This is a genomic window from Ruegeria sp. AM9, assembly GCF_056540565.1.
Genome location: NZ_JBQFWY010000005.1, coordinates 174,574 through 200,456 on the forward strand (window position 1 = coordinate 174,574; position 25,883 = coordinate 200,456).

The following is a 25,883-nucleotide window of genomic DNA, read 5'->3' on the forward strand; positions in this document are numbered from 1 at the left end:
ATTCCTCGCTCAGCAGCCCGGCGTGCGGGCAGTGATTGGTTAGAAATTCCGAGAATAAAGGAAAAGGGCCGGAGCGGCGGTTACAGCCGCCCCGACGATGTCAGTTGGGAGGTTACTGACGAGGGAGGAAAGCGTTCGTTTTCCAAAGGTCGTAGCCGTCACGGAACTCGTTCATGTCGGCCAGAACCTGTGCAAAGAAGGCGTCGTTGGCGGCTTCTTCAGCGGCAACCTCTTCCCAGGTTGCACGGAACGTATCCAGCATTTCAGGCGACCACTGCTTGATGGTGACACCGTTGTTTTCAACGTTGTCGATCAGAGCGGCGTGCTGAATGGCTTCGCCTTCGGCAAAGCTGTCCGCCATCGAAGCCTTACAGGCGTTTTCGATGATTGCCTTGTGCTGATCGCTGGCTTCGTTCCAGACGTCCTTGTTGATCATCAGTTCAAATACGGTCGCCTGCTGGTGCCAGCCCGGGAAGTAGTTGAACTTGACCAGCTTGTGGAAACCCAGACGCGCATCGATGGCAGGCATCGAGAACTCGGTCGCGTCGATAGCGCCTTTTTCCAGCGCGGGGAAGATTTCACCGCCCGGCAGCAGCGAGGTCGCAACGCCCAGTTTCTGCATGACTTTGCCACCCAGACCGAAGAAGCGCATCTTCAGACCGTTCAGGTCTTCGGGGCTATTGATCTCGGTTGCGAACCAGCCCGAGGTTTCGGGGGCAATGATGGCGCAGGGGATGACATGGACGTTGTAACCCGCCTGATCATACATCTCCTGATACAGTTTCAGACCGTTGCCATAGTACATCCACGCCATATATTCGCCCGCCTCGGGGCCGAACGGGACAGCCGAGAACAGCGGCGCGGCCGGGATTTTACCTGCCCAGTAACCGGCGGTGGTGTAGCCCGAGTTGATCTTGCCGGTGGAAACGGCATCCAGAATCTCGAACGGCGGAACCAGTTTGCCCGGCTCGTAGACTTTCATCTTCAGTGTGCCGCCGGACATCAGGTCCAGCTGCTCGGCTACACGCGGGATCGGCGAGCCAAGGCCCGGCAGCTCGGTCGAGAATGCGATCGGGGTTTTCAGCAGCAGCTTGTCAGCGGCGACCGCAGGTGCGGCCATCAGGCTGGCGGCCACGGCGAGGCTCGTCAGGGTCTTTTTCATGAAATCTCCTCCAGGTTGGTCAGGGCATCTACCCCAATCAGTGGCGCAGGCTCTTCCAGCGCCTCTCCGGTGGTAAACTAACTTTACCAGTATTAACCAGTCAACAAGTTTGTTAACCACAGGCCTCGTCAACCCATTACTCATCCACATTTGAATTGCGTCATTCGAAGCGTTTCAATGCGGCAAGAATTCATGATTCTCGTAATTTCCATTCAATTACATAATGCTAGGCCCTTAATTGCTGCATTCCACGATCGCTTGAGTTTTTAACCGACATGGTTATATTTGTTTACCAGTAAGTCTAAGTCTGACATCTAGCGGAGGCACAACGCCATGAGGCCCACGGCGATTTTTGAACCGGTCGGACACGAATCGCTGGCCGAGGCCGTCATCGCCCAGATCGAGGACCTGATCGCATCCGGCATCCTGAAACAGGGCCGCAAACTGCCCTCGGAACGGGATCTTGCCGAAATGCTGCGGGTGTCACGCCCCAAGCTGCGCGAAGCGCTGGCGGCTCTGGAAGAACGCGGCCTTGTCACCACTCAGCATGGCGAGGGCACGTTTGTCGCCGCCCTGACGGGCCAGGCGATGATGCCTGCACTGTTGGCGCTTTATGAACGGCACGAGCCTGCCTTTTTCGATTACCTGGAATACCGGCGCGAACAGGAGAGCTTTGCCGCGCGTCTTGCCGCCCGGCGCGCGACCAAGGCCGACAAGGAACGGATCGCGGAAATCCTGACCGAAAATGAACGGGCCTGGCAGGAGAACGACACCAAGGCCGCGCAGGAGGCCGATTTCGCGCTGCACACGGCAATTGTGGATGCCAGTCAGAATGCGACCCTGATCCACATGATGGCCTCGATCTACGAACTCACGCGCAAGGGCGTATTCTACAATCGCGATTTCCTGAAGACGATTGACGGCACCGGCGAACAGCTTCTGGCTCAGCATATGGAACTGGGGAAGGCAGTGATCGACGGGGATGAGCCGCGCGCCGCAAAAGCCGCAGTTGATCACATCGATTTCGTCGAAGAGTCCTTCAGGCTGGGGATCGAACGCGACCGCCGCGAAACCATGGCTGAAAAACGCCGGATGTTGTCAGAGCATTAACAGTCACACGGCTGGCAATGTCATCACCCCTGCGATCATAGGCAAAGCTCAGCCGCAAATTCTGGTGGTTCATCTTGTGCTTGATCGCGCTGACGCCAACGGTGTCCACAATGCCACCGCCGGGCAACATGCCAATGATCCCGCCCGCCCTGAACGTGTCATAATCAGACCATCCGGCTGACAGCATGGCTGCGAAGTCCCACGCGCCGGTGTATTTGGTCAGCGACGCACCCAGGTTGGGTAGTTTCGGAAAGTGTTTTGCGTGGAGTATTATTCCTATGCACATCATGTGAATGGGTAAATTTGGGTCGACCTTCGTGGCTTTCGGTCTTTCGGTGCCCAGATTCAGCCAGCGCTTGGCGTCAAACTGAAAGCCAAGGGAATAGCCTCCCAAGTATTGAAGGCTCCAAGAAGGTTTGCGACACAACCGCATATCTGGCGGCACATTTCCGTCTTACAGTTTCACCCACTCATAATCAGCATTCGCAGTGACCAGCTATGTTGCGTACAGTTACCGTTATGCGCAAAAAATGATCATTATGCACATCACCCGCGATATCGCCACGGCGCTTGGCACTTTGGTCCAAGCTCAGGTTTCGCTGCGAAACTCTCCAAGGTATTCGGCAAGCTGCCCGACGATGATCTGAGCGTCTTCGGCAGAGACATCTTTCCCGCGAATGCGAATGCGCAGTTCTCCGGCAGAAACCTCGGCTACAATATCGCCCCCCCCAGACAGTGCGACAGGTGAAAGACGCTGAACCTGCTGTGGTCGGCCCCCACGCGCTTTGTCTTTCGCAGGGGCAGGCGATGTCTTCAGAGCAGCCTCCAGCAAAGCCCATTCCGATTTCGGGTCCAGTTCCCCTACCCCGGCCAATGCCTGCCGCAGTTTGGTCTGCGCACCGTCCCGCAACGCCGAGGCCAGTTTCAAGCCAGACTTCTCAGACAGGGCAACGGGATGTTGCAGCAGATCGCCCAACGCCTCATGCACCATCGCAAAGCTGCGAACCTTGGACCGTTTGGCCTTGGACGCCGCCGCGAACAGAACGTCGACGGCGGCCTCGGTCGACGCAAACACCCCCTGCCCCGCAGCCAGCACCGCGATGCGACCGCGTTCATAGGGGCTGAGGTTCGACCTCAGTTCGTTTTCCTCGACCATCGAGACATAGGCACCCTGACCGGAGCCCGCCTCGCGAATGAAAGCAGGGATATCCGCAAAACGCGGATCCGTTCCCGCAAGGCGCCGAAAGGCGTCCAGGCGCCTGAATCCCGAGATCAACCCGTAGCCATCTCCGTCCCGTGTCACCTCGATCGGGGTACGCAGGCCATGGACGCGCAGCGATTCCAACAGTTCGGACATGGCCTCTTCGTCTTCGACCATACGGTCGCGGCGAATGAAATCCGCATTGATCTGATCCAGCGGCAACCGCTCCGCCACCAATCCCGCATCCTGTGCGTCGCGCCACCGGGCGGCATCCCCCTGGTCCTGCGCCAGTGCAAGCCTATCCGTGACAGCGGTCATGCCGTTCAAAGTCGCAGCTTCTGCCGCGACCTGAGCAATCGGAGGCGTCGATGACTTGGTCTCAAACGGGCTGATTGAGGGTTTCGCCGCGAAACCGGCCTCGAGCTGTTCCAGTTCCGCAGTATCCGGAGCGGTCAATCTTCTGCGTTTAGCCATCTGCTTCTCCTCCCATCTGAGCGTCGCGCCACCAGCAGCCGATCAGAACTTGTTTGAATTCGGCGTAGGTGCGGTCAAATGTTTCCCGGCCCCTGACATATGTATCCCGGTTGAAATCCCTGTAGTCGGCTTCATAGATGCCGTTGACCTGTTCACCGGCCTGCCCGACCAACGCGGTGTAGTCCTGCCGGTAAGCGTTCATGAAATCGCCGAAATAGGCCTGAATGACGTTGGCCATATCCGTCTGCTGGCTGGCGTCGAACCGGGTGATGATCGCCCTTACGACGTCCCATTCGAATTTGAGCTCGGGCAGGCCCGCGGCTCGCTGGGCCGCGTTCTCACCGTCTTCAATGCTTGCAAAGGTGGTGTAGAGCATGTCGAAGAACCGACCCGTCGAGTCAAATTCAAGAAATGACGCACCCAGGGGAACCAACAGAATATCCGCCGCCGCCAGCGCATTGATCGTTAGGTACCCAAGTGCAGGAGGCGTATCGAGGAATACGATGTCATAATCATTTAGAACGCCCTCGTCGTGCAGGAAATTGGTCAATCCGTCCCACAGCGGCCAGCTTCGCAAGCCCATTCGCCAGACTGGAATCTGAAATTCGGCCCAATACAGGTTCAGCTGGGCGCCAATCAGATCGATATTTGGCCAGTGCGTTTTCTGGATAACATCCCGGGGCAGGGTGTTCAGTGCTTCTTGCAGTGTTTCATCCAGCGGAATCTCTGGCTGACCTGCCGCAGTCCGAACCCGGTTCTCTTCCTGCACGGCCCTTGCATAATCCTTGGCAATCAGGGGGAATACCGTTTGCCATTCGTCGGAAACATTCCCCCCCAGGATCGAGGTCATCGACCCTTGACTGTCCAGATCAACGACCAGCACTTTGTACCCGTCCAATGCGGCCGACATGGCCAGATGTGCGGCAGTCGACGTTTTGCCAACACCGCCTTTGAAATTGGCAACTGCCACAACTTTTGCCGGCAGTCCTTCCGGTCGGTACGGCAAATACTCCTTGGTGCTGACGCCTTCGGCAGCAAAATACTTTCTGAGTGCAAGCACTTCTTCAAGCGTGAACCATTTCGAACCGGCCTCGCCCTCACCTTGGGGCAGGTCCGGGTTGGCCTTCAACACCCGGCGCAAATGGGCCGGAGCTACCGGGATTAGGTATTTGGTGATCTCCCAAATCGAGAAACGGCGAAGTCGTTTCTCTCCATCCGGAGCATATCCGCGACGAGCCAGATCTTCGCGCCCCTTGGCACAGAATGTAGCCGCTTTTGCGAATCGAGAGGTGCCGATAGGATCGGGCAGCTTTCCCGCTGCAAGCTCGGGGTCCAAGTTCAAATAGGGCGGCAGAGGAGGTTGGGTAGATTTATTCACTGTCGATGCCTCAGATAATGTTCGCCTTATCGGCGTATATTGCCCAACATAGCGAACATTTAGCGTTGAGGCTATCCTTTGAAAGAAGGTTTTCCGCAGAATTCGGTATTGGCTTTGGGTTTCGTCACGAAACTAAAAGAAAAATGAACACACAGTCCAACAAAGAGTTTATTATTTTTAGAAGTTTTAGAATCTTTGCGCCGTAAAAGTCTAAATAAAACAATGCGTAAACTTGTTTTGGGCACCTGAATACGGTACTAAAGGAACCCGATTCCGGTACCAAAGGAACCCGTACACAGGATGAAGGGTCCCGGCTTTCGGGAAGAAGGGAGCCGATTCGCAGGGCTTTGAATTTTCAGCGAGTTTAGACCCTAAATCCGGGCCTTCTGTTGGTGCGAGCTCGACGGCAGAGTCCATTTGAAGCCCATGTACATATCAATTTTGTGGATAACTCGGGCAAATTTCACATGAGGTACCCGGATACGGGATTCCGATCTTCCTGTATTTGGGTACCCAAATTGATTTGATCCGCAGGTACTTTTCATGTCAGAAATACGGAAAATGAGCAGTCAGGCAGAATCATGCCGGATACCCAACTGGATATGGATCAGCTCTCTGGTGCTTTGCGCCGGGAGACGGTCAAGAAAAACGTCGCCGCGATTCACATCAGCGGCAAGCTCACGTTGTTGCAGCGTAAGCTGTCCAATGTTCTGTTGCTGAATGCCTATGACGCACTGACCTCTGCGCCGACGCACACGATTGACGCACGAACCCTTGCGATGATGGTGGGGTACAACTCGAATGATTTCGACACGTTGCGCGCGAGCCTGCGGGCGTTGGCTGAAACCGTCGCAGAATGGGACATGCTGGACGAACAGGGGCGACAGGAATGGGGCGTGTCTTCGCTGCTCAGTTTTGCCAAGCTGAAGAACGGAATTTGCGAATATGCCTATTCTCCGGCTCTGGCGCAGAAATTGTACGATCCTAAAATCTATGCCCTGATCAACGTCCAAATTCAAAGGAACTTCAGTTCGGGCCATGGCCTGGCGCTTTATGAGAATTGCTATCGTTTCGTACGGACCGGCTCGACCGGATGGTGGGCGCTGGATGTGTTCCGCAAGCTCATGGGGGTGGATGGCAGCGACTATTACAGCAGCTTCAAGCACCTCAATGCGAAGATCATCAAGCCGGCCGTTGCCGAGGTGAACAAAAGCTCGGACATTCTGATCGAACCCGAGTTTCAGAAAAAGGGCCGCACCGTCACCGATATCCGGTTTCTGATCAAGGGGAACCCGCAAAAGGCGATGTTCGAAATTGACGACAGCGATGGCGTTCGCAATCTGCAGGTCTACAAGACGCTGCGCAAACAGGGGGTGTCGGATCGGCTTGCACGTCAATGGATCGCTGAACACGGCGAGGACTACGTGCAGCAAAAGCTCGACTATGTCAGCGGGCAGGGCGACGTGAAGTCCACGGTCGGATATCTGTCTGCGGCTTTACGCGACGATTATCAGCCGCCGGAAAAGGAAGCACCGGCTGAGCCCAGTCCTGAGGCCATCGAAGCCGCGCGTGTGCGAGAGGCCGAGAAGGCACAGGAAGATCAGGCCTATGCAGCGCGCTCAGCGGAACGAGCGGAGCGGTCGCGCAAGTTGTCCATCGTCGAAGAGCTGGTTTCGCGGCGAAACCCAACGCAGAGGGATGCGGACAAACGGCTGTTCCTGGCAGGGCTCGACAACGATTTGGACCGGGAACATTTCCGCGCTCATGGCTGGCGTTCGGGTTTGAACGCCAACGCTATCTTTGATTTCTGGGAAGAACTTGAGCCCGACGTATTTACCTAAGCGTTTGGAAAAGGGGCTGCTCACAGCCCCTCAGAACTTCAACGGTCCTTCATCGCCGACTTGAGCGCATCTGCAAACGCGCTGTTGTGCGCATTACTGTCAGATTTTGCGCGTTGTGATCCTTTGGCTTTTGATGAGTGGGAGCTTTTTTGGGGCCCGCGACTGGCCCGATCTTCGCGTGCCGAAGTACCGCCATCTTTGCGCATCGTCAGGCCGATCCGTTTGCGAGGGACGTCCACGTCCACCACAGTGACTTTGACCACCTGTCCGGTCTTGACCACCTCATGCGGATCCTTGACGAACCTGTCGGCCAGTTGGCTGACATGCACCAACCCGTCCTGATGCACGCCGATATCCACAAAAGCACCAAAGGCGGCAACATTGGTGACGGTGCCTTCCAGCACCATTCCCGGTTTCAGATCGGTGATCTCTTCGACGCCATCGGTGAACGAGGCGGTGACAAAACTCGGCCGCGGGTCGCGACCGGGCTTTTCCAGCTCGGCAAAGATGTCCTGTACGGTGGGCAGGCCGAACGTGTCGTTGACGAATTGCTCGGCCCTCAGCCCTTTCAAAGCGCCGTCATGGCCCATGATCTGACGGATATCGCGCCCGCAGGCGGAAACGACCCGACGCGCCACGTCATAAGCTTCGGGGTGAACCGAAGACGCGTCCAAGGGTTCCGAGCCGTCGCGTATGCGCAAAAAGCCGGCACATTGCTCATAAGCGCGGGGGCCAAGGCGGGCCACTTTCAGCAACTCCTTGCGCGATTGAAACGCGCCGTTCACGTCGCGGTGCAGCACAATCGCTTCGGCCAGACCGGGCCCCAGGCCCGAGACATGAGAGAGCAGGGGGGCCGAGGCCGTGTTCAGATCGACGCCCACTGCGTTCACCACGTCCTCGATCACCGAGGCGAGGGATTGCGACAGGCGGTGCTGGTCCACGTCATGCTGGTACTGACCTACGCCGATTGACTTTGGTTCGATTTTGACCAACTCGGCCAGCGGGTCCTGCAATCGTCGGGCGATGGACACGGCGCCGCGCAGAGACACGTCGAGGTCGGGAAATTCGCGCGCGGCCAGTTCCGAGGCGGAATAGACCGACGCACCGGCTTCGGACACAACCACCTTGGTCGGGGCCTTAACGGTTTTGGGCAGCAGCTTCAGCGCGTCGGCCACCATCTTCTCGGTTTCGCGGCTGGCGGTGCCGTTGCCGATGGCGATCAGTTCGATCTTGTGGGTTGCAACCAGGTTCAGAACAGCCGCCTGCGCGCCACGCAGATCGTTCTTTGGCTGAAACGGGTAGAGCGTATCCGTCGCGACCACCTTGCCCGTGGCATCCACCACAGCTGCTTTGACGCCGGTACGGATACCGGGGTCCAGACCCAGCGTCGGCCGCGCTCCGGCCGGTGCAGCAAATAGCAAGTCCTTGAGATTACGAGAGAAAACCTGAATGGCCTCGTCCTGAGCCCGGCTGCGCAGGTCCGCCATCAGCTCAACCATCATCGAAAGGGACAATTTCACCCGCCAGGTCCATCCGGCCACTTTGCGCAGCCACACATCGGCGGGGCCTTCGCCGCGCGTATGCAGATGGGCGGCGACGATGGATTCGGCGCGGGCCGCACCCGCTTCGGGTTCCGGCGCGATATCCAGCGTCACGATTCCTTCTTTTGAGGCCCGCAGCATCGCCAGCGCGCGGTGCGACGGGGTTTTCGACCAAAGCTCAGTGTGGCCGAAATAGTCGCTGAACTTGGCGCCTTCCTGTTCCTTGCCGTCAATCACTTTCGAGGTCAGCAGCGCCTCACGCTGCATGAAGTCGCGCAGTTCGCCCAGAAGGGCGGCGTTTTCGGTCAGCCGTTCGGTAATGATGTCCCGCGCGCCGTTCAGCGCGTCTTTTGGGGTCGGCACCGCCTCGGTCACATAACCTTGCGCCAAAGCTTCGGGATCGGCGGACCGGTCGTCCAGAATGGCGTCGGCCAGCGGCTCCAGCCCGTTTTCCCGTGCAATCATTGCCTTGGTGCGGCGCTTGGGTTTGTAAGGCAGATAAATGTCTTCCAGCTGCGCCTTGGTCTCGGCCTGCGCGATGGATTTGGCCAGATCGTCGGTCAGCTTGCCCTGGTCCTTGATCGAACCCAGAATGGTCTCGCGCCGGGCCTCAAGCTCTCGCAGATAGGTCAGGCGGTCGGACAGGGTGCGCAGTTGGGTATCGTCCAACCCGCCGGTCACCTCTTTGCGGTACCGGGCGACGAAGGGGACGGTGGCCCCTTCATCCAGCAGTTTCACCGCGGCGCCAACCTGTTCGGGTCGGGCGCTGATCTCGGTGGCGATGGTGCGGGCAATGCGGTCCAAGGGGGCCTCCTGAAAATGTCTGGACGAACTTCTTAGCCAGCCGCATCCCCAAGGGGAAGGGGGATCGGACCTGTTCGGCAAAGCCCTGCGGATCATCGCGCCGGGATTTTGCGACTTTGACATATCGGCTCGGATCAGACGTTTCATTTTTTTCTTCCTCGGGCTATGTCAATTCTGAGCCTTCGGACCCCGGTCCGTGAATGACAGATACGCAGGTCGCGAATTTTCGATGAGTGGTGAAACAAGCTCGGAACAGGCCGTGCGCGGCGCGATCCAGATGCATTCAAAGCGCGTCTGGCGGTTCGGGCTGGCGCTGTCCGGTGCGTCGGACGTGGCCGACGACCTGTTGCAATCCACCTGTCTGCGCGCGCTGGAACGCCATCATCAGGTGACGTCCTATGAGCGGCTGGACAGTTGGCTGATCACAATCTGCCGCTCGATCTGGCTGAACGAGGTGCGGGCACGTTCGGTCCGCAAGGCACAGGCGCTGTCGGTCACGCCCGAAGCGGAACTGATTGCCGCAGGACCGGACGCGGAAACGAATATTTTTGCCGCTGAAGTGTTTACTCAAGTGATGCAACTGCCGGAAGCGCAGCGTGAGACGGTCATGCTTGTGTTCGTCGAGGGCTATAGCTACCGCGAGGCCGCCGCGTTGCTGGAGGTGCCGATAGGAACGATCATGAGCCGGCTGTCCAACGCCCGGCAGAAACTGAAAACCGTGATGCAGCATGAGGCGGCAGACGCCGTTCGACGGAGTGGCAAATGAAGTTTTCCGACGAGACGCTGACAGCGTATCTGGAAGGCAAACTGGACGAGGCCGAGGCCCGCGCCATCGAAAGCGCGGTTGAGGCCGACCCCGAGCTTGAGCAGCGCCTGATGGCGCTAGACCCGTTTGCGCCTGTGGTGCAGGCGGTGTTCGAGCGTGTTCCCGCCGAAACGCCTTTGGTCGATCTGCCCGAGCACGCGCCTGCTGCGCCCGTTCGGCCCGCGGGCGGTGGGTTGCGATTGTTGGCCGTAGCGGCCTCGGTCGCGGTTGTGGCCGTATCCGCCACCTACTGGTTCACGCGTCCGAAACCTTTGGGCTGGGCCGCGCAGGCGGCGATTTATCAGTCGCTCTATACACCGGACACGATCGCGTCGCTGGACAGCTCGCCCCAGGCGCTGGATGCGCAGTTTGCGATGGCCGAGGAACAGCTGGGGCGGTCGCTGAACCGCGCGGCGCTTGAGGCGCTGCCGGGCGGAGAGCTGAAGCGCGCGCAGATTCTGTCCTTCAAGGGCAAGCCGCTGGTTCAGGTCGTATTTGCCGACGAACAGGGTCAGCCTTTTGCCTTTTGTGTGATCCGGCAGGGCGAAGGCGCGCCGACAAGGGAACTGAAAGAGGCGGTTCTCAGCGGATTGGCCACGGCGACCTGGGCGCAGGATGGGTATGGATACATGCTGATTGGCGCCAGGGATCAGACCGATCTGGCCGGGCAGCTGGACATCCTGACCACAAGTTTCCCGGGCTGAGGGCATGGGGCGCAAAAACGCCTTGTGAACCGCGGCAATTCCCCGAAATATACCGGATATGACGACAAAACCTGTCATACCTGATCCGGATGAGGACGCCGATGCGGTTGGTCCTCCGAGTATCTATGACGCGGACCCGCCCGAAGACGAAGATCTGTGGTTTCTGCCGCCCGAGGATGAAGAGGCGGCAGAAGATTACCTGATCCCCGGCCCCAAGGCCGACCGTCGCCTGTTGTTCGATCCGCGGGACTGGCGCGCGGCGCAGGCCGAGCTGTCTTATGAACTGGCCGATCTGGCTGCGATCTTCGGTGCGTTGGACGAACGGTTGCGTACGGGGCCGGATGGGTGGACCCATCGGCTGGCCCTGATGGATGTGTCCGATCTGGGCTGGTGGACCGGCGACCGGATCAGTGTGGATCGGCTGGCGCTGTGGACCGGTCTGCGCATCGGTGCAACCGGAGACGACGTTCAGGCGCTGTTCCGCGCCGGATGGGCGGTGCGGCGGCTTACGGCAGGTCCCGGTCCCTCAGAGGGCGGGTGGGAGACTGGCCTGACTGCCTTTCTGGACCGGATGGCACAGGGGTACGAGGACATTCCGGAAACAGTGGCCGATCTGGCCGAAGTGATGCGAAATTCCGCAGGGTTGCACCCGGTCACGCAGGCCGCAATGGCCTTTCACGCCTGGCGCGCGCTGTCGCAGGGCATTGGCCAGGATACCGAGGCCGCAATCATCGCGGCCCGCCATGCGGCCACGATGGGGCGGGGCGGGGCGATGTTCATGCCTTTGGCCCTGTCCGGTCCTGGCGCGTTGCGCGGGGCAGGGGAGGTGGACGAAAAGCTCTCGGCCTGGGTTCGGGGGGCAGGGCAGGCGGCACTGGCCGCGCTGATGCATCTGGACCGGGTCAGCGCCTGGGAGCAGCGCGCGCGCGAGGCCACCAGCGGGCTCAGCGGGCGGACACCACCGCTGTTGATCGACGTTCTGACCGCGTGGCCCATGGTCTCGGCGCCGCTGGCCGAAGAATTGACGAAAGCCTCACGCGCGGCGGTGCAACGCAATATCGACCGCTTCACCCGGCGCGGTTTGATCCGCGAGGTGACGGGGCAGGGGCGTTACCGGGTCTGGACTGCGGCGCTGTAATCCAGCAGCCAATCGCGAAAGGCGCGTGCCGGAGGGCGCAGCGCGGCGCGCGAGGGATAGACCAGATGATAGGCTTCCTGCCCGGCAATCTGAATGTCCGGCAGGCAGGGGACAAGGCCCGAGAGGTGCATGATGCGATCCGACGCGGGCGCGCGAGCCAGCGCGATACCGCCGCCGCTGGCCGAAAGCTCGGCCGCCATCAGCGAATTGTCGGCAAAGAAAAACCGCGCCTGACCGGCCGGCAGGCGCAGGGTTTCGAACAGGTGCAGCCAGCTTGCGCGATGGGTCGACACCTCGATCAGCGGGAATTGAAACAGGTCCGGCGGGCTTTGGATCTGCGCTGCAATCTCCGGCGGGGCCATTGGGTAAAGCGTTTCATGCAACACCCTGTCGCTTTCAGCTCCATAAAGCGCCGGGTTGCCAAACACGATCTGCAAATCGGTGAACTGATTGGCGAAATCCGACACCTGATTGCCGGTGGTCAGGGACAGGTTGATCTGCGGATGCGCGGCCTGAAAATCCGGCAAACCACCGGCAACCACGCCATGCGCGAACAACAGGACGGACTGTACAAATAACCGGTGCGCCCGGGTTTCGCCAAACAGCCCGGTGGTCGCGGTTTCCAGCATCAGCAGGGATTGTTGGACCGACGGCAGATAGGCCCGTCCCGCCTCGGTCAGGGTCACCGCGTGGGCATGACGTTGAAATAGCGGCGTGCCCAGCCGGGTTTCCAACGCCTTGACCTGCTGGCTGACAGCTGCTGCCGACATGTTCAGCTGAGTGGCCGCGCGGGCAAAGCTTTCGGTGCGGGCCGCGGCCTCGAATACGCGCAACCAGTTGAGAGAGGGGATGCGGGACGACATGCGTAAAGGCTAAGCTGAACTTATCCTCACGGGCAAGAGGTTGCGCGCTGGTCTGATTGGTTTGTGCCCTATCCTGCAGCGACACGCATCCAAGAGGGACGACATGCCGCAAACCGCCCCAAAGTCTGAAACCGCGCTGACTGCAGCCCAATCCGCACAGTATTGGGAAGACGGGTTTCTTTTTCCGCTGACGATTTTCTCAGCCCAGGAATCCGCCGAGATTCGCGCTGAGCTGGAACAGATTGAACAGGATTGGTTGGCTGCGGATTTGCCCCTGCCGTTGAACACCTACAAGCGCGTAAATGCGCATCTGGTAATCCCGCTGGCGACCAGGATCGCGCTGGACCCCAGAGTTTTGGATGTGGTCGAGGGTGTTTTGGGCCCGGATATCATGGTCTGGTCTGCCGAGTTTTTCATCAAAGAGGCGCATACTGATCAAACCGTGGGTATGCATCAGGACCTGACCTATTGGGGCATGGGTGAAACGCCGGATCAGGTCACCGCCTGGATTGCGCTGTCTCCGGCCACGGTCGCAAGCGGCTGCATGGATTTTGTGCAGGGCAGCCACAAGAACCCGATCCTGCCGCATAACGACACCTATTCCGAAACCAACCTGCTGTCGCGCGGGCAGGAGGTTGCCGTTGATGTGGCAGAGGACGACAAGACCCATATCGAACTGACACCGGGACAGATGTCCCTGCATCACGGGCTGACCATTCACGGCTCGGGCCCGAACCGGTCCGATGACCGTAGGATCGGCCTCGCCATCCGCTATCTGAACCCCAATGCAAAACAGCTGGTTGCGGATCGTGACTATGCCATGTTGGCGCGTGGGCAGGACGGGCAATCAAACTTTGTGCATGTCGAGCCGCCAAGCCACCTGTTCTCGGATCAGGCGCTGGCCCTTTACGAGCAGGTGCGCCGGGATCAGAGCAAGGCGCTGGCGGATGGGGCGAAAAGCGCGGTTCCATTATATGGTGCAAGCTGACCACGGCAGACAGCGGTAGCCGCTGACTTCGTCGCTGTTGCAAAACCTCTGTTATCGTTCGATTTCCCTGACCGGCGTGCAGGCAGGAACCTGCCGCCGGTTTTCGCAGCGATTTCCCGCCTTGGGTTGCATTCCGCGACTTCTTGCTGTTTCTGAGGCGTCAAAGATGCACACAGTATTCCGTGGGAAAAAACGATGACAAAAAAGGCGTTGATTACCGGTATTACCGGACAGGACGGGTCCTATCTGGCCGAATTCTTGCTAGAAAAAGGCTATGAAGTTCATGGGATTAAGCGCCGCGCGTCCTCGTTCAACACGCAGCGGATCGACCATATCTATCAGGATCCGCATGTTCCCAACCCAAATCTGTATCTGCATTACGGCGACCTCAGCGATACGTCGAACCTGACGCGAATCATTCAGGAAGTGCAGCCGGACGAGGTTTACAACCTCGGCGCGCAGTCCCATGTCGCGGTCAGTTTTGAATCTCCGGAATATACCGCCGATGTCGATGCCATCGGCACGTTGCGCCTGCTTGAGGCGATCCGGTTCCTTGGGCTTGAGAAGAAAACCCGGTTCTACCAGGCCTCGACATCGGAGCTGTATGGTCTGGTGCAGGAAATCCCGCAGCGCGAGACGACGCCGTTCCACCCGCGCTCGCCCTATGCGGTGGCCAAGCTGTATTCCTACTGGATCACGGTGAACTACCGTGAGGCCTATGGCATGTATGCCTGCAACGGCATCCTGTTCAACCACGAGAGCCCCCGCCGCGGCGAGACCTTTGTGACCCGCAAGATCACCCGCGGTCTGGCAAACATCGCACAGGGTCTGGAAAACTGTCTGTATATGGGCAACATCGACAGCCTGCGCGATTGGGGCCACGCGAAAGACTATGTGCGGATGCAATGGCTGATGCTGCAACAGGACAACCCCGAAGATTTCGTGATCGCGACCGGCGTTCAGTACTCGGTCCGTCAGTTCATCGAATGGTCGGCGGCGGAACTGGGTGTCACGCTGGAGTTCTCGGGCGAGGGCGTTGATGAGATTGCAACGGTCAAATCGATCGAGGGCGACAATGCACCGGCCCTGAAGCCGGGCGACGTGATCATGCGCATCGACCCGCAATATTTCCGCCCGGCCGAGGTGGAAACGCTGCTGGGTGATCCGTCAAATGCCAAAACCAAGCTGGGTTGGGAACCTGAACTGACTGTTCAGGAAATGTGCGCCGAGATGGTCGTCGAGGACCTCAAGACCGCGAAACGCCATGCGCTGTTGAAAGAGCATGGCTATGAGTTGCCGGTAAGTCTGGAAAACGGCTGAGGAGGGCGCCATGCGCAAGATCTACGTAGCAGGCCACCGCGGCATGGTCGGTGGCGCAATCCTGCGCCGTTTGCAGGATCGCAAGGATGCGGGCGAAGCGCTTGAGCTGGTCACCCGTACGCATGCTGAGCTGGACCTGACCGATCAGGCCGCCGTACGTGATTTCATGCAGTCCGAACGCCCGGATGTCGTGATCCTGGCCGCGGCCAAGGTGGGCGGTATTCACGCCAACAACACCTACCCAGCGGATTTCATCTACGACAACCTGATGATCGAATGTAACGTGATCCATCAGGCCTTTGCCGCCGGGGTGAAGAACCTGCTGCAACTGGGCAGTTCCTGCATCTACCCGCGCGCTGTGCCGCAGCCGATGCGCGAAGATGCGTTGCTGACCGGCGTACTTGAGCCGACCAACGAACCCTATGCGGTGGCCAAGATCGCCGGGATCAAGCTGTGTGAAAGCTATAACCGGCAGCATGGGGTCGATTACCGCTCGGTCATGCCGACCAACCTCTATGGGCCGGGCGACAATTTCCACCCGGAAAACAGCCATGTGCTGCCTGCCTTGATCCGTCGGTTCCATGAGGCGCAGCGGGATGGGCAAGATGAGGTCGTGATCTGGGGCACCGGCAAACCCCGCCGCGAATTCCTGCATGTGGATGACATGGCCGAGGCCTCGCTGTTCGTGCTCGACCTGCCGCGTGATGTTTATGAGGCGAACACCCAGCCGATGCTGAGCCATATCAACGTGGGCTGTGGTGACGATGTCTCGATCGCGGAACTGGCGGCCCTGGTGGCGAAAACCACCGGATTCACCGGCAAGATCACCCAGGACGTCAGCAAACCGGATGGCACCATGCGGAAACTGATGGATGTGTCTCGTCTGGCCGATATGGGTTGGCGCGCGCGTGTTGGTCTGGAAGACGGAATTCGCGAAACCTATGCCTGGTTCCTGGATCAGGCAGACGCGGATTTGCGCGCCAAGTAAAAGCCCGGACGCGAACCCGGGCAATTAGAGATCAGAACCAGCGGCCAATTGCAGTGGCCGTTGGTGCCAGCGCCGTCGCATCGCTTGCGGTGGACAGAACCTTGAACCCCACCTGAGCGTCAGTCGGCGCATCAAACCCCATGAACCGGGTGGCAGCGCCTCCGCTGCCGGACACAGCCACGGTTGAGCCTGCTGCGAAAGACACCGGGAAATCCCAGACCGCCGCGCCGCTTGCGAACAAGGCACCTTCTGCATTCGTGCAACCTGTGGCCGCCAGAGAGACGGTGCAAATCTGGGTGCCATCGGCAAAGCGCACATAGTCGCCGTTTGCGTTCGACCCGCGTTCGATGACGGCCCCGGTCGGAGTGCCGCCGTTCTGCGCCGCGACACCCAGCAGGTTGCCTGGGCCATAGCCATAATCCGCCCGCATCAGGTGACCGGCGGTCGTGTCATCAGCACTGGCCTGAACCGCCGCGCCGCTGGCGGTTCCGGTCGTGGGGTCGAAGCTCAGCGCGTCAGTCCAGGTGCTGCCATCGGGCGAGACTTTGATCGCAAAGTTGGTATTGCCCGACAGACCCATCTCGGCATGTCCGGTCCAGTTGGATTGAAAAAGCAACGAGGCAGTGTCGCCCGCATTGGCCTTGTTGATCTTCAACTGGTGCCCGCCGCCGTCATGGCTGAGAAGCGTTGCCGGAGACCGTAACGAAAGGCGGTTCGTGCTGTCATAACTTGTGGCGATCCCCACGCCGTTTAGGTTTTGTGTCGCGACCGGAGGGTCAATCCAAGCAGCACCATCCCAGATTTTCATTTGCCCGGCGCTTTCGTCCCAGGCACGCCAGCCCGTGCCGGGCGTGACGAAATGCCAGGCATTGTCCAGCCACGCGGCCAGCTTTCCGGCCTGTCCGGTCCAGTCCCCCGTGGGGGCTGCGCCCAATGCGTGCACCTCTCCTTGATCCGGTACGGCGGGCGGGGTCGTGGCATTTGTCGTGGCCACGCTCAGTTGCGTGATCAGGTCCAGCTGCCGCAACGCCTCGTTATGGGTGACGTGTTTCCGCGCCTGTGACGGCTGCAGAAAAGGCAGGTTCAATCGGGGAGAGTTCTGTGACACGGGCGTCCTCCTGAGGCTGTCGGTCAGACAATTGCATTGTGCGCCACATTGCCGTGCTGTGCATGAATCCCGTCTGACCGGGCCGGACGCCCGAAAAACCATTTGCTAATCTTTGAGGGCACAAAAAAGCCGGGGCGCTGAACGCCCCGGCTAAAATCCTGAAAGCAGCACGTTACTGCGCGGCCTGCCCTGTGGCGATGATGTCGTGCAGATACTGGCTCAGGTCTTCGCGTAGGTCATCGCGGGCCAGTGCAAAGGCAACCGTGGCTTGCAGGAAGCCGGATTTGGACCCGCAGTCAAACCGCTGACCGTCGAACTTGTAGCCAAAGACCGGCACACCGTTCCCGATATCCTCGGCAATGGCGTCGGTCAGCTGGATTTCACCGCCGCTGCCCTTTTTCATCTGGTTCAGGTTATACAGGACCGATGGGCCCAGAATGTAGCGCCCGATGACGGCCAAGTTCGACGGCGCCTCTTCGGGTTTCGGTTTTTCGACCATACCGCGTGCACGGACGACCGAGCCGATGTTTTCACCCACATCCAGAACGCCGTAAGCGCTAGTTTTGTCAGCCGGAACTTCCATGGCCGCAACCATGTTGCCGCCGGTTTCCTCATAGGCTTCGACCATCTGCTTCAGGCAGGGCGTGTCGCCAGCGATCACGTCATCGGGCAGCATCACCGCAAAGGGTTCATCGCCGATCAGACGGCGGGCACACCAGACCGCGTGGCCCAGACCCAGGGCCTTGTGCTGGCGGATATAGGCGATTGCGCCGCTTTCCATATTGGTTGCGCTCAGCGTTTCCAGCAGCTGATCCTTGCCCTTGGCTTTCAATTCCTGCTCGAGAACCAGATTGTGGTCGAAATAGTCCTCCAGAGCGGATTTGCCGCGTGACGTTACAAAGATGAATTCAGTGATGCCGGCGGCGCGCGCCTCGTCGATGGCGTATTGCACCAGCGGGCGATCGACCAAAGTCATGATCTCTTTCGGGACCGACTTTGTTGCTGGCAGGAACCGGGTGCCAAGTCCTGCGACGGGGAAGATCGCCTTTGTGACTTTACGTGCCATTTGACCTCTCAAGTTACTTAAACAATGTCTGGCAGTCTGTTTGCTGCGAAGACCTCTTAGGACCCGTGGCGCGAACATTCAACGCCAACGGGAATTCAGACCGCGATTTCCCGAGATGGTGCCACCCAGGGGGGTATAAGTCAAAACGATCGGGTCGCACATGCTGAAACATCGCGGTTTTCTGCGCCCTCTGCGGCGAAATGAGGCATCCGCCCGATATGTGCCCTGGCAGGGAAAAAGCGGCCGGTCGGAGGTGTCGCAGCAATTTGCCCCGAAGCCGGGTAACTGGCTTCGGGGCAGGGGGCTCAGCCCGTTTTTATGATGGCGTCCAGCGGGTCATGTTCGGCCACGAAATGATCGGGTCTCACCTCGCTCAGCTTCGGTACATAGTTGGTTTCACCTGCGGCCAACCGGCTGGGCAGGAACCGAAGCGCAGCTTTCGGATCCATAGGCGAGGGCAGTTCACCAGGCAGTTTCAACCGCTGACGGGTCCGTTCGACCTCCGGGTCCGGGATCGGCACCGCTGAAATCAGGGACTTCGTGTAGGGGTGGATCGGATCGGAACAGATTACCTCCCCGTCACCCAGTTCGACGATCCGGCCCAGATACAGAACCATGATCCGGTTCGACACCGCCCGCACCACCGACAGGTCGTGGCTGATGAAGATCATCGACAGACCGAATTCTTGCTGCAACTCGCGCAGCAATTCCACGATCTGCGCCTGAATGGAGACATCCAGCGCCGAGACCGCCTCGTCACAGATGATCAGCTTGGGTTTGTTGATCATCGCCCGTGCAATTCCGACCCGTTGGTTCTGACCGCCGGACAGCTCGTGCGGGTAGCGGTTGATCATGTTGGCCTTCAGGCCGACCCGCTCCATCATCTGCGCGACCAAGTCCTTGCGTTCGCGATCGGTCAGGTCGGGGCGGTAGGTCTTCAGCGGCTCGGCAATCGAGGCCGAGATCGTCATCCGTGGATCAAGGCTGGCCAGCGGGTCCTGGAACACGATCTGAAGATCCTTGCGGTACTTGTTCAGTTCTGCCCGTCTTAGCCCGACGATTGGGTGGCCCAGCCAGCTGACGTTGCCTGCGCTGGGTTCGATCAGTTGCAGCACCGCCCGCGCCAGCGTGGACTTGCCGCAGCCGGACTCGCCCACGACGCCCAGTGTTTCCCCCTTGCGGATGTCAAAGCTGACCCCATCGACGGCCTTCAGCGGTACCTTGTGCCCGAACAACCCGCCCGAGACATGGATCGGAAAGTGCACCTTGACGTCATCGACCTTTAGCAGCGGCTCATCGACCTTGGCCAACGCTTTTGGTGCGTCGCCCGCATCGATGCGCGGCATCGCCTCCAGCAGCGTACGGGTGTATTCGTGCTGCGGCGCGCGGAAGATTTCGCGCGTGTCCCCGGCCTCGACGAACTGACCCAACCGCATGACCTGAATGCGGTCGCACATCCGTGCGACAACGCCCATGTCATGGGTGATCAGTGCAATCGCGGTGCCTTCGTCCTTTTGCAGGCGCACCATCAGGTCCAGAATGTCGGCCTGAACGGTCACGTCCAGGGCGGTCGTGGGCTCATCCGCGATCAGCAGCTTGGGATTGCACAGCATCGACATGGCGATCATCACGCGCTGGCGCATCCCGCCCGACAGCTCGTGCGGGTATTGGTTCAGCCTCCGCTTCGCCTCGGGGATGCGGACACGTTCCAACCACTCCAGACACCGCGCCCGTGCAGCAGAACCCTGCAGCCCTTCATGGACCTGCAGAACCTCACGCATTTGCTGGCCAACGCGCAAATGCGGGGTCAGCGCGGTCAGCGGATCCTGAAAGATCATGCCGACGTCGTCGCCGCGAATCTTGTTCAGCTTATTGATGGGCAGATTCAGGATTTCCTCGCCGTTCAGCGTGGCGGATCCCAAGGCCCGCCCGGCCGAAGGCAACAGTCCCATCGCAGCCATGAAGGTCTGGCTTTTGCCAGACCCGCTTTCGCCGACGATACCAAGGCATTCGCCCGGGTTGATGTCGAAACTGATGCCTTTGACGGCCTCGACCACGCCATCGGGGGTGTCGAACTGGACGCTCAGGTCTTTTACAGAAAACAGGCTCATATCAGCGATCCTTCGGGTCCAGAGCGTCACGCAGACCATCGCCGATGAAGAACATCGTGATGATGATGGCGACGTAGAATGTCAGGGGGAACAACAGCTGCCATAGGGTACCATAGCCCATCGTGCCCGCCCCTTCGGCGATCAGGCGACCCAACGAAGTGTAGGGTTCCGAAATCCCGAGTCCGAGGAACGAGATGAAGCTTTCCGTCAGGATCATCTCGGGCACCAGCAACGAGGCATAGACGATCACCACACCCAACAGGTTGGGCAGGATATGGCGATACATGATAGTGAACTCGCTGACACCGGCGGCCCGTGCGGCCTCGATGAATTCGCGGTTTTTCAGGGTCAGGGTCTGTCCCCGTACGATCCGCGCCATAGTCAGCCAGCCGACCGCACCCAAAGCGATGAACAGCATGAAGAACGACCGCCCAGCGACCACCAGCAACAGGATGATGATCAGTGTGGCCGGGATGGCCAGCAGGATATCGACGAAACGCATCATTACGCTGTCGGTGCGCCCGCCGATGTAGCCTGCCGCGATACCATAGAAGGTGCCTACGATCAGCGCAGTCGCAGCCCCGATCAACCCCACCAGCAAAGAGGTGGTCGTCGCCTGAATGACCCGGCTGTAGAGGTCGCGGCCCAAGTCATCGACCCCGAAAAAGTGTCCGGTCTCGACAGAGGGCATACCCATGCCGCGCACGTCACCCATGACGTTCCAGTCGATCTCCTCGTTGTTCCACACGGCGAAATACGGGCCGAGGATCGTGAACAGAACGATCAACACCAGAATGAACACACTGGCCATTGCGGCCTTGTTGCGGACAAAGCGCATCCGCGCGTCTTGCCAGAGCGAACGCCCCTGAATGACCGTGTAGTCGGTGACATCTTCGGCCAGTTGGGCGGCTTTTTGTGATTTTCCAAGCATTGCCAGCCCCTCAGTAGCGGATTTTCGGATCGAACCAGGCGTAGGCCAGGTCGGTTAGCAGGTTCACGATGACGGTCAGCGCGCCGTACAGGATCGTGACCCCCAGCAGCACCGCGTAATCCCGCGACAGGGCTGAGCCGACATAGGCCTGCCCCAGACCACCGGTCGAGAAATAGATGTCCACAAAAACCGATCCGGTCAGCACGTAGACAAAGACCGGACCCAGATAGGACACAACCGGCAACAACGTGGGTTTCAGCGCATGGCGCCAGATCACGGTTCTGGTCGGCAGACCCTTGGCGCGGGCGGTGCGGATGAAGTTCGAGTTCAGAACCTCAAGCATCGACGACCGCGTAATCCGGGCGATCGACCCCATGTATGAGGTCGCCAGTGCAATCACCGGCATGATCAGATATTGCCACTGACCACCGTTCCAGCCCCCGCCGGGCAGCCAACCCAGCCACAGGGTGAAAGTCAGGATCAGAATCGGCCCCATGATGAAGTTCGGCAGCGCCTGCGCGGCAATGCCAAGACCAACGGCGAAATAATCGATCCAGCTGTTGTGCTTGATCGCAGCGGCGATCCCAAGACCCACGCCGATGATGGTCGCAACCAGAAAGGACAGCGAGCCATAGGTCAGCGAGATCGGGAAACCCTGCGCGATGATGTCATTGACGTCCCGGTCCTTGAATTTGAAGGACGGGCCGAAGTCAAAATGCACCACGATATTGTAGAGGTAGTCCCAAAGTTGTTTCCACAGCGGTTGGTCCAGCCCGTAGCGCGCCTCGATATTGGCCAGAACCGCCGGCGGCAGAGGCCGCTCTGACGTGAATGGCCCGCCGGGCGCGAAGTGCATCAGAAAGAAACAGGCGACGATCAGCAGTAGTATCGTCGGAACGGCGATCAACAATCGCCGGATGATATAGGCAAGCATTTCATGCCCCCATTATTGGCTTTGCCCCGAAGAGATTCTCGGGGCAAAGCGTGTTTTAAGGATGGTTATTCGGCGCGTTTGTAGAGGTTCTTGGAGTACCAGTTCTGCTCTACGTTATTGACCGGCCAGTTTCCGACATCGCTGTCCATCATGTAGACACCAGCATAGTGATAGATCGGGATAACCGGAGTTTCCTGCGCGATGATCCGTTCAACCTCGGTATACAGGGGGGCCGGATCGTCCGAGGTTTTCGCCTCGGCCAGCAGTTCGTCAACGCGGGCGTTGTTGTACTTGCCGTCGTTATAGCCGGAATCCGATTGCAGCAGGTCCAGGAAGGTCGAGGCTTCGTTATAGTCGCCACACCATGCACCACGGGCCAGATCGAAGTTCTGGTTGCCGCGCTCTTCCAGGAACACTTTCCATTCCATGTTGGCCAGTTCGACCTGAACGCCCAGCTTCTGTTTCCACATCTGGCTGAGGGCCACGGCCACTTTCTTATGCGCTTCGTCGGTGTTGTAGACCATCTCGAAGCTCAGCGGATTGTCCGGGCCATAACCGGCCTCGGCCAGCAGTTCCTTGGCCAACTCGTCGCGCTCGGCTTGCGTCATCGAAGCCATTTCCACGGCGGGGACGGTGAAGCCGGCGGTGGCTTCGGGAACGAACGTGTATGCGGGCGGCTCGCCGCCTGCTTTGACGTTCTTGGTGATGATGTCACGGTCAACGGCCAGCGACAGGGCCTGACGGACCTTGGGGTCCTTGAATTCTTCGGGGCCACCTTCGGACAGGTTGAAGGTGTAATAATAGTTGCACAGACGGGGGAAGCTGATGGCTTCTTCGGGGTTTTCTTTCTGCAGACGGGGGAACTGGCCTGCGGGAACTTCGGTGCGATCCAGCTCACCGGCCAGATAGCGGGTCAGGGCGACGTTTTCGTCGTTGATGACCATCGCCACGACCTTGTCGATGATGGTGTTGTCGTTGTCCCAATACATCTCGTTGCGTTCGCGGACCGAACGTTCCTGCGGCAGGTGTTCTGTCAGCACATAGGCGCCGTTCGAGACGATGTTCTCAGGTTTTGTCCAGGCGTCGCCGAACTCTTCGATGACTTTCTGCGGGGCGGGGAAGGTGGTCGAATGCGTGGTCATCTGCGCGAAATACGGCAGCGGCGCGCTCAGCTTGACCTCAAGCGTTTTGTCGTCGATGGCAGTCACGCCCAGCTCATCCACCGGTTTTTCGCCGGCAATGATTTCCGATGCGTTCTCGATCGACATCAGTTCCATGAACCAGGCATAGGGCGAGGACAGGGCGGGATCGACGGCGCGTTTCCAGGCAAAGACAAAATCACTGGCTGTCACCGGGTCGCCGTTGGACCATTTGGCGTCATCGCGCAGGGTAAAGGTGTAAACGTCCTTGGTGTCGTTGGTGGTGTAACCAGTGGCAACGCCGGGGATCAGGTTTCCGTCCGCGTCCTGGTTCATCAGGCCCTCGAACAGGTCGCGGACGATTTCAGCGCCCGTTACGTCCTCGACCACCTGCGGATCGACCGAGCTGTGCTCGTCCAGAATGCGATAGACAAAGGTCTGGTCATCCGCCAGCGCCTCGCCGGTTTCAGGATGGGTCCCTGCGGCAAAAGCAGCGCCGGTAATCATGGTCGAGGTCAACAGCCCCGCCAGAGATGTCCGAATGTACTTGTTCATGTTGTTCTACTCCCATTTTTGGCGGCACGGCGCCCGCATCAGTTCAAGATGGCTGCCGACCGCTATGTTTGTCCGACTCAGAAAGATCGCCGATGGTTCAAGGATTGCTCTGTCAGATCGCAATGAACACCGCGTCGCAGTCTCTCGGTTTGAAGTCGGGAACGTGTTTGCAAAAGTCGCCTTTCACTGCCGGGGAAAGTGGCACTATTTCAAAAAAGGATAAAGCCTTTGCCTGAAAAAGAGGCCGCTATAGGTGGATTGTGAATGAAACCCGGGGTGGTTCCGAAATATAATGATGAAACTGCAGAGCTTCTTAACACTTTTGTGAAGGGTGCAATTTGCGCTGGCCCTTGGGGGCGGGTTTGGCCGCCCCGATGGCGTAAGGCGCAAGGCGAATCGCTAAGGTTTCAGGGCGGCTTTCATGCTGGTTTCGGGAAAGCAGGTCGGGGTGCGCCCAGTGGCCTGTTGCCAGCGCCCGATCGAACGGCGGGTCTTGAATCCCGGCAACCCGTCTGCGCCGCCGACATCATGGCCCTGGCGCTCCAACGCTCTCTGCATGGCGGCCACATCAGACCGGTAGAGATTGCCGACCTTGCCCCAGCGGGCGCTGAAATCCCCTACGCCAAATTGAATGCGGTCTCCGACATGGCCCACGAACAGGGCGTAGAGATCGCTTTTGTTGTAATCCTTCAGAACGTAGAAATTTGGCGTGACGAGGAAGGCGGGGCCGTTGCGCCCTGCGGGCATCATCAGAAAGCCTTCGCCCTGCAGTTCATGGTTCGGAAACGGTTTGCCCGACACGCGGGTTATGCCCATCGCGGCCCAGTCCTGAATGGGCTTGCCCTGATCCGGCCCTTCTAGGGCACAAGACACCGAGGCTGGGACGGTCACTTCGAATCCCCAGTCGCGCCCGGCGATCCAGCCATGTTGAGATAGGAAATTCCCGATGGATGCGATTGTATCCTCGGGCGAGGCCCAGATATCGGACCGCCCGTCACCGTTGCCATCCGCCGCATAGGTCAGAAAGTTCGAGGGCATGAATTGCGGTTGGCCCAACGCTCCGGCCCAGCTGCTTTTCAAAGTGCTGGACGGGGCGTGCCCGGCCTCGGCAATTTGCAATGCGGCGATCAGTTCATCGGTGAAATACCGGGCACGGGTGCTCATGAAGCCCTTTGTGCCCAGCACCTGAAACGCGTTGTGGCGGATGGGGACTTGACCGTATCCGCTCTCGCGGCCCCAGATGGCAAGGATGATGCGGCCGGGCACGCCGGTTTGCGCTTCGACCTGAGCCAAGGCCGCCGCGTGGCGGCGCGCCATCTGCCGCCCGGTGGCCGTGGCCCCCTGAACGGAGCCCGCGTTGAAATAGCGCCCGGGCGACCCGAACTCTGCCTGTTTTTGGTGTTTGGGTGTCTGCGGCGCTTGGCCCGGCGGTACCAGATCCGGCAGCTTCCAGTTGAGCGTTACCCCGTCAAAAGCCCGTTTCATCGTCTTGCGTGAGACGCCTTTGGCCTTGGCCTGAGGCCAAACCGTGTCTTGAAGCCACGCCTGGAATTGCCGTTCAACCGCCGCGCGGTCCTGCGCGTACGCACCCGTCGACAGGCACCAGAGACTGAGAGCGATTAATATCCGACGCATCACCGAAATGTCTCGCCCGGTCGTGATGTTAAGTCAACAGCGGCACCTATGTCTGGCGAGGTCCGGTTGATAGGGCGGTGCCTGATA

The 25,883-nt window shown here is 59.4% G+C and carries 20 protein-coding genes; 8 read left to right on the forward strand and 12 right to left on the reverse strand.

The window, feature by feature from the left end; translation table 11 throughout:
* Positions 1 to 112 precede the first annotated feature (112 nt).
* Complete coding sequence (locus ACR0DO_RS11450) at positions 113 to 1,162, reverse strand: TRAP transporter substrate-binding protein (protein ID WP_480558826.1); 1,050 nt, start codon at positions 1,160 to 1,162, stop codon at positions 113 to 115.
* A 333-nt stretch (positions 1,163 to 1,495) separates the two neighbouring features.
* Here ACR0DO_RS11450 and ACR0DO_RS11455 point away from each other — a divergent pair, with 333 nt between their 5' ends.
* A complete protein-coding gene (locus tag ACR0DO_RS11455) occupies positions 1,496 to 2,272 on the forward strand; it encodes a FadR/GntR family transcriptional regulator (protein WP_170673923.1) in 777 nt (258 codons plus the stop codon).
* 589 nt (positions 2,273 to 2,861) lie between these two features.
* Here the strand turns inward: ACR0DO_RS11455 and ACR0DO_RS11460 are convergent.
* On the reverse strand, positions 2,862 to 3,947 hold the full coding sequence (locus ACR0DO_RS11460; RefSeq protein WP_480558828.1) for a ParB/RepB/Spo0J family partition protein: 1,086 nt from the start codon (positions 3,945 to 3,947) through the stop codon (positions 2,862 to 2,864).
* Complete coding sequence (locus ACR0DO_RS11465; RefSeq protein ID WP_480558830.1) at positions 3,940 to 5,325, reverse strand: AAA family ATPase; 1,386 nt, start codon at positions 5,323 to 5,325, stop codon at positions 3,940 to 3,942. The genes ACR0DO_RS11460 and ACR0DO_RS11465 overlap by 8 nt, the downstream gene beginning before the upstream one ends.
* A gap of 581 nt (positions 5,326 to 5,906) precedes the next feature.
* On the opposite strand from ACR0DO_RS11465, the gene ACR0DO_RS11470 reads away from it, so the two are divergent.
* Positions 5,907 to 7,166 (forward strand): replication initiation protein, encoded by a 1,260-nt coding sequence (locus tag ACR0DO_RS11470; RefSeq protein ID WP_480558832.1) that lies wholly within the window; start codon positions 5,907 to 5,909, stop codon positions 7,164 to 7,166.
* A gap of 38 nt (positions 7,167 to 7,204) precedes the next feature.
* Here ACR0DO_RS11470 and ACR0DO_RS11475 read toward each other — a convergent pair whose 3' ends face one another.
* On the reverse strand, positions 7,205 to 9,511 hold the full coding sequence (locus ACR0DO_RS11475; protein WP_480558834.1) for a Tex family protein: 2,307 nt from the start codon (positions 9,509 to 9,511) through the stop codon (positions 7,205 to 7,207).
* Between the two features lie 229 nt (positions 9,512 to 9,740).
* Between ACR0DO_RS11475 and ACR0DO_RS11480 the strand changes: the two genes are divergently transcribed.
* The 3 genes from ACR0DO_RS11480 to ACR0DO_RS11490 are packed head-to-tail and all read left to right on the forward strand — an operon-like array spanning position 9,741 to position 12,158.
* On the forward strand, positions 9,741 to 10,277 hold the full coding sequence (locus ACR0DO_RS11480; RefSeq protein ID WP_480558836.1) for an RNA polymerase sigma factor: 537 nt from the start codon (positions 9,741 to 9,743) through the stop codon (positions 10,275 to 10,277).
* Positions 10,274 to 11,020, forward strand: coding sequence for an anti-sigma factor (locus tag ACR0DO_RS11485; RefSeq protein ID WP_480558838.1), 747 nt, complete (start codon positions 10,274 to 10,276; stop codon positions 11,018 to 11,020). The genes ACR0DO_RS11480 and ACR0DO_RS11485 overlap by 4 nt, the downstream gene beginning before the upstream one ends.
* Before the next feature lie 58 nt (positions 11,021 to 11,078).
* Positions 11,079 to 12,158, forward strand: a complete 1,080-nt coding sequence (locus ACR0DO_RS11490) for a helix-turn-helix domain-containing protein (RefSeq protein WP_480558840.1) — start codon at positions 11,079 to 11,081, stop codon at positions 12,156 to 12,158.
* On the opposite strand, the gene ACR0DO_RS11495 is transcribed toward ACR0DO_RS11490, so the two are convergent.
* Entirely contained in the window at positions 12,131 to 13,021 is an 891-nt protein-coding gene (locus tag ACR0DO_RS11495) for a LysR family transcriptional regulator (protein ID WP_480558842.1), read from the reverse strand. The genes ACR0DO_RS11490 and ACR0DO_RS11495 overlap by 28 nt on opposite strands.
* A 103-nt stretch (positions 13,022 to 13,124) precedes the next feature.
* On the opposite strand from ACR0DO_RS11495, the gene ACR0DO_RS11500 reads away from it, so the two are divergent.
* The 3 genes from ACR0DO_RS11500 to fcl all read left to right on the forward strand — a co-directional run bounded on the left by ACR0DO_RS11500 (position 13,125) and on the right by fcl (position 16,317).
* Positions 13,125 to 14,009, forward strand: a complete 885-nt coding sequence (locus tag ACR0DO_RS11500; RefSeq protein ID WP_480558844.1) for a phytanoyl-CoA dioxygenase family protein — start codon at positions 13,125 to 13,127, stop codon at positions 14,007 to 14,009.
* A 195-nt stretch (positions 14,010 to 14,204) separates the two neighbouring features.
* On the forward strand, positions 14,205 to 15,329 hold the full coding sequence (gene gmd / locus ACR0DO_RS11505; RefSeq protein WP_480558846.1) for a GDP-mannose 4,6-dehydratase: 1,125 nt from the start codon (positions 14,205 to 14,207) through the stop codon (positions 15,327 to 15,329).
* Positions 15,330 to 15,339: 10 nt separating this feature from the next.
* A complete protein-coding gene (gene fcl, locus ACR0DO_RS11510) occupies positions 15,340 to 16,317 on the forward strand; it encodes a GDP-L-fucose synthase (RefSeq protein ID WP_480558848.1) in 978 nt (325 codons plus the stop codon).
* 31 nt (positions 16,318 to 16,348) lie between these two features.
* On the opposite strand, the gene ACR0DO_RS11515 is transcribed toward fcl, so the two are convergent.
* From ACR0DO_RS11515 to ACR0DO_RS11545, 7 genes are all read right to left on the reverse strand, one after another.
* Positions 16,349 to 17,425, reverse strand: coding sequence for a DUF2793 domain-containing protein (locus tag ACR0DO_RS11515; protein WP_480558850.1), 1,077 nt, complete (start codon positions 17,423 to 17,425; stop codon positions 16,349 to 16,351).
* 172 nt (positions 17,426 to 17,597) lie between these two features.
* Entirely contained in the window at positions 17,598 to 18,491 is an 894-nt protein-coding gene (gene galU, locus ACR0DO_RS11520) for a UTP--glucose-1-phosphate uridylyltransferase GalU (RefSeq protein ID WP_480558852.1), read from the reverse strand.
* Positions 18,492 to 18,796: 305 nt separating this feature from the next.
* Positions 18,797 to 20,602, reverse strand: a complete 1,806-nt coding sequence (locus ACR0DO_RS11525; RefSeq protein WP_480558854.1) for an ABC transporter ATP-binding protein — start codon at positions 20,600 to 20,602, stop codon at positions 18,797 to 18,799.
* A 1-nt stretch (position 20,603) separates the two neighbouring features.
* Positions 20,604 to 21,533, reverse strand: a complete 930-nt coding sequence (locus tag ACR0DO_RS11530) for an ABC transporter permease subunit (RefSeq protein ID WP_170446769.1) — start codon at positions 21,531 to 21,533, stop codon at positions 20,604 to 20,606.
* Positions 21,534 to 21,543: 10 nt separating this feature from the next.
* Positions 21,544 to 22,467: an oligopeptide ABC transporter permease OppB gene (oppB, locus tag ACR0DO_RS11535; protein ID WP_170446771.1), complete on the reverse strand. Its 924-nt coding sequence runs from the start codon at positions 22,465 to 22,467 to the stop codon at positions 21,544 to 21,546.
* Positions 22,468 to 22,532: 65 nt separating this feature from the next.
* On the reverse strand, positions 22,533 to 24,161 hold the full coding sequence (locus tag ACR0DO_RS11540; protein WP_170673948.1) for a peptide ABC transporter substrate-binding protein: 1,629 nt from the start codon (positions 24,159 to 24,161) through the stop codon (positions 22,533 to 22,535).
* A 399-nt stretch (positions 24,162 to 24,560) separates the two neighbouring features.
* Complete coding sequence (locus ACR0DO_RS11545; protein WP_480558857.1) at positions 24,561 to 25,796, reverse strand: lytic murein transglycosylase; 1,236 nt, start codon at positions 25,794 to 25,796, stop codon at positions 24,561 to 24,563.
* Positions 25,797 to 25,883: the final 87 nt, after the last annotated feature.

Bases quoted from the DNA above. Each gene is read 5' to 3' on its own strand.
- ACR0DO_RS11450 (WP_480558826.1), bottom strand. From the start codon at position 1,162: ATGAAAAAGACCCTGACGAGCCTCGCCGTGGCCGCCAGCCTGATGGCC.
- ACR0DO_RS11455 (WP_170673923.1), top strand. From the start codon at position 1,496: ATGAGGCCCACGGCGATTTTTGAACCGGTCGGACACGAATCGCTGGCC.
- ACR0DO_RS11545 (WP_480558857.1), bottom strand. From the start codon at position 25,796: ATGCGTCGGATATTAATCGCTCTCAGTCTCTGGTGCCTGTCGACGGGT.
- ACR0DO_RS11485 (WP_480558838.1), top strand. From the start codon at position 10,274: ATGAAGTTTTCCGACGAGACGCTGACAGCGTATCTGGAAGGCAAACTG.
- galU (WP_480558852.1), bottom strand. From the start codon at position 18,491: ATGGCACGTAAAGTCACAAAGGCGATCTTCCCCGTCGCAGGACTTGGC.
- ACR0DO_RS11540 (WP_170673948.1), bottom strand. From the start codon at position 24,161: ATGAACAAGTACATTCGGACATCTCTGGCGGGGCTGTTGACCTCGACC.
- ACR0DO_RS11490 (WP_480558840.1), top strand. From the start codon at position 11,079: ATGACGACAAAACCTGTCATACCTGATCCGGATGAGGACGCCGATGCG.
- ACR0DO_RS11525 (WP_480558854.1), bottom strand. From the start codon at position 20,602: ATGAGCCTGTTTTCTGTAAAAGACCTGAGCGTCCAGTTCGACACCCCC.
- ACR0DO_RS11530 (WP_170446769.1), bottom strand. From the start codon at position 21,533: ATGCTTGGAAAATCACAAAAAGCCGCCCAACTGGCCGAAGATGTCACC.
- gmd (WP_480558846.1), top strand. From the start codon at position 14,205: ATGACAAAAAAGGCGTTGATTACCGGTATTACCGGACAGGACGGGTCC.
- fcl (WP_480558848.1), top strand. From the start codon at position 15,340: ATGCGCAAGATCTACGTAGCAGGCCACCGCGGCATGGTCGGTGGCGCA.
- oppB (WP_170446771.1), bottom strand. From the start codon at position 22,467: ATGCTTGCCTATATCATCCGGCGATTGTTGATCGCCGTTCCGACGATA.
- ACR0DO_RS11495 (WP_480558842.1), bottom strand. From the start codon at position 13,021: ATGTCGTCCCGCATCCCCTCTCTCAACTGGTTGCGCGTATTCGAGGCC.
- ACR0DO_RS11500 (WP_480558844.1), top strand. From the start codon at position 13,125: ATGCCGCAAACCGCCCCAAAGTCTGAAACCGCGCTGACTGCAGCCCAA.
- ACR0DO_RS11460 (WP_480558828.1), bottom strand. From the start codon at position 3,947: ATGGCTAAACGCAGAAGATTGACCGCTCCGGATACTGCGGAACTGGAA.
- ACR0DO_RS11480 (WP_480558836.1), top strand. From the start codon at position 9,741: ATGAGTGGTGAAACAAGCTCGGAACAGGCCGTGCGCGGCGCGATCCAG.
- ACR0DO_RS11470 (WP_480558832.1), top strand. From the start codon at position 5,907: ATGCCGGATACCCAACTGGATATGGATCAGCTCTCTGGTGCTTTGCGC.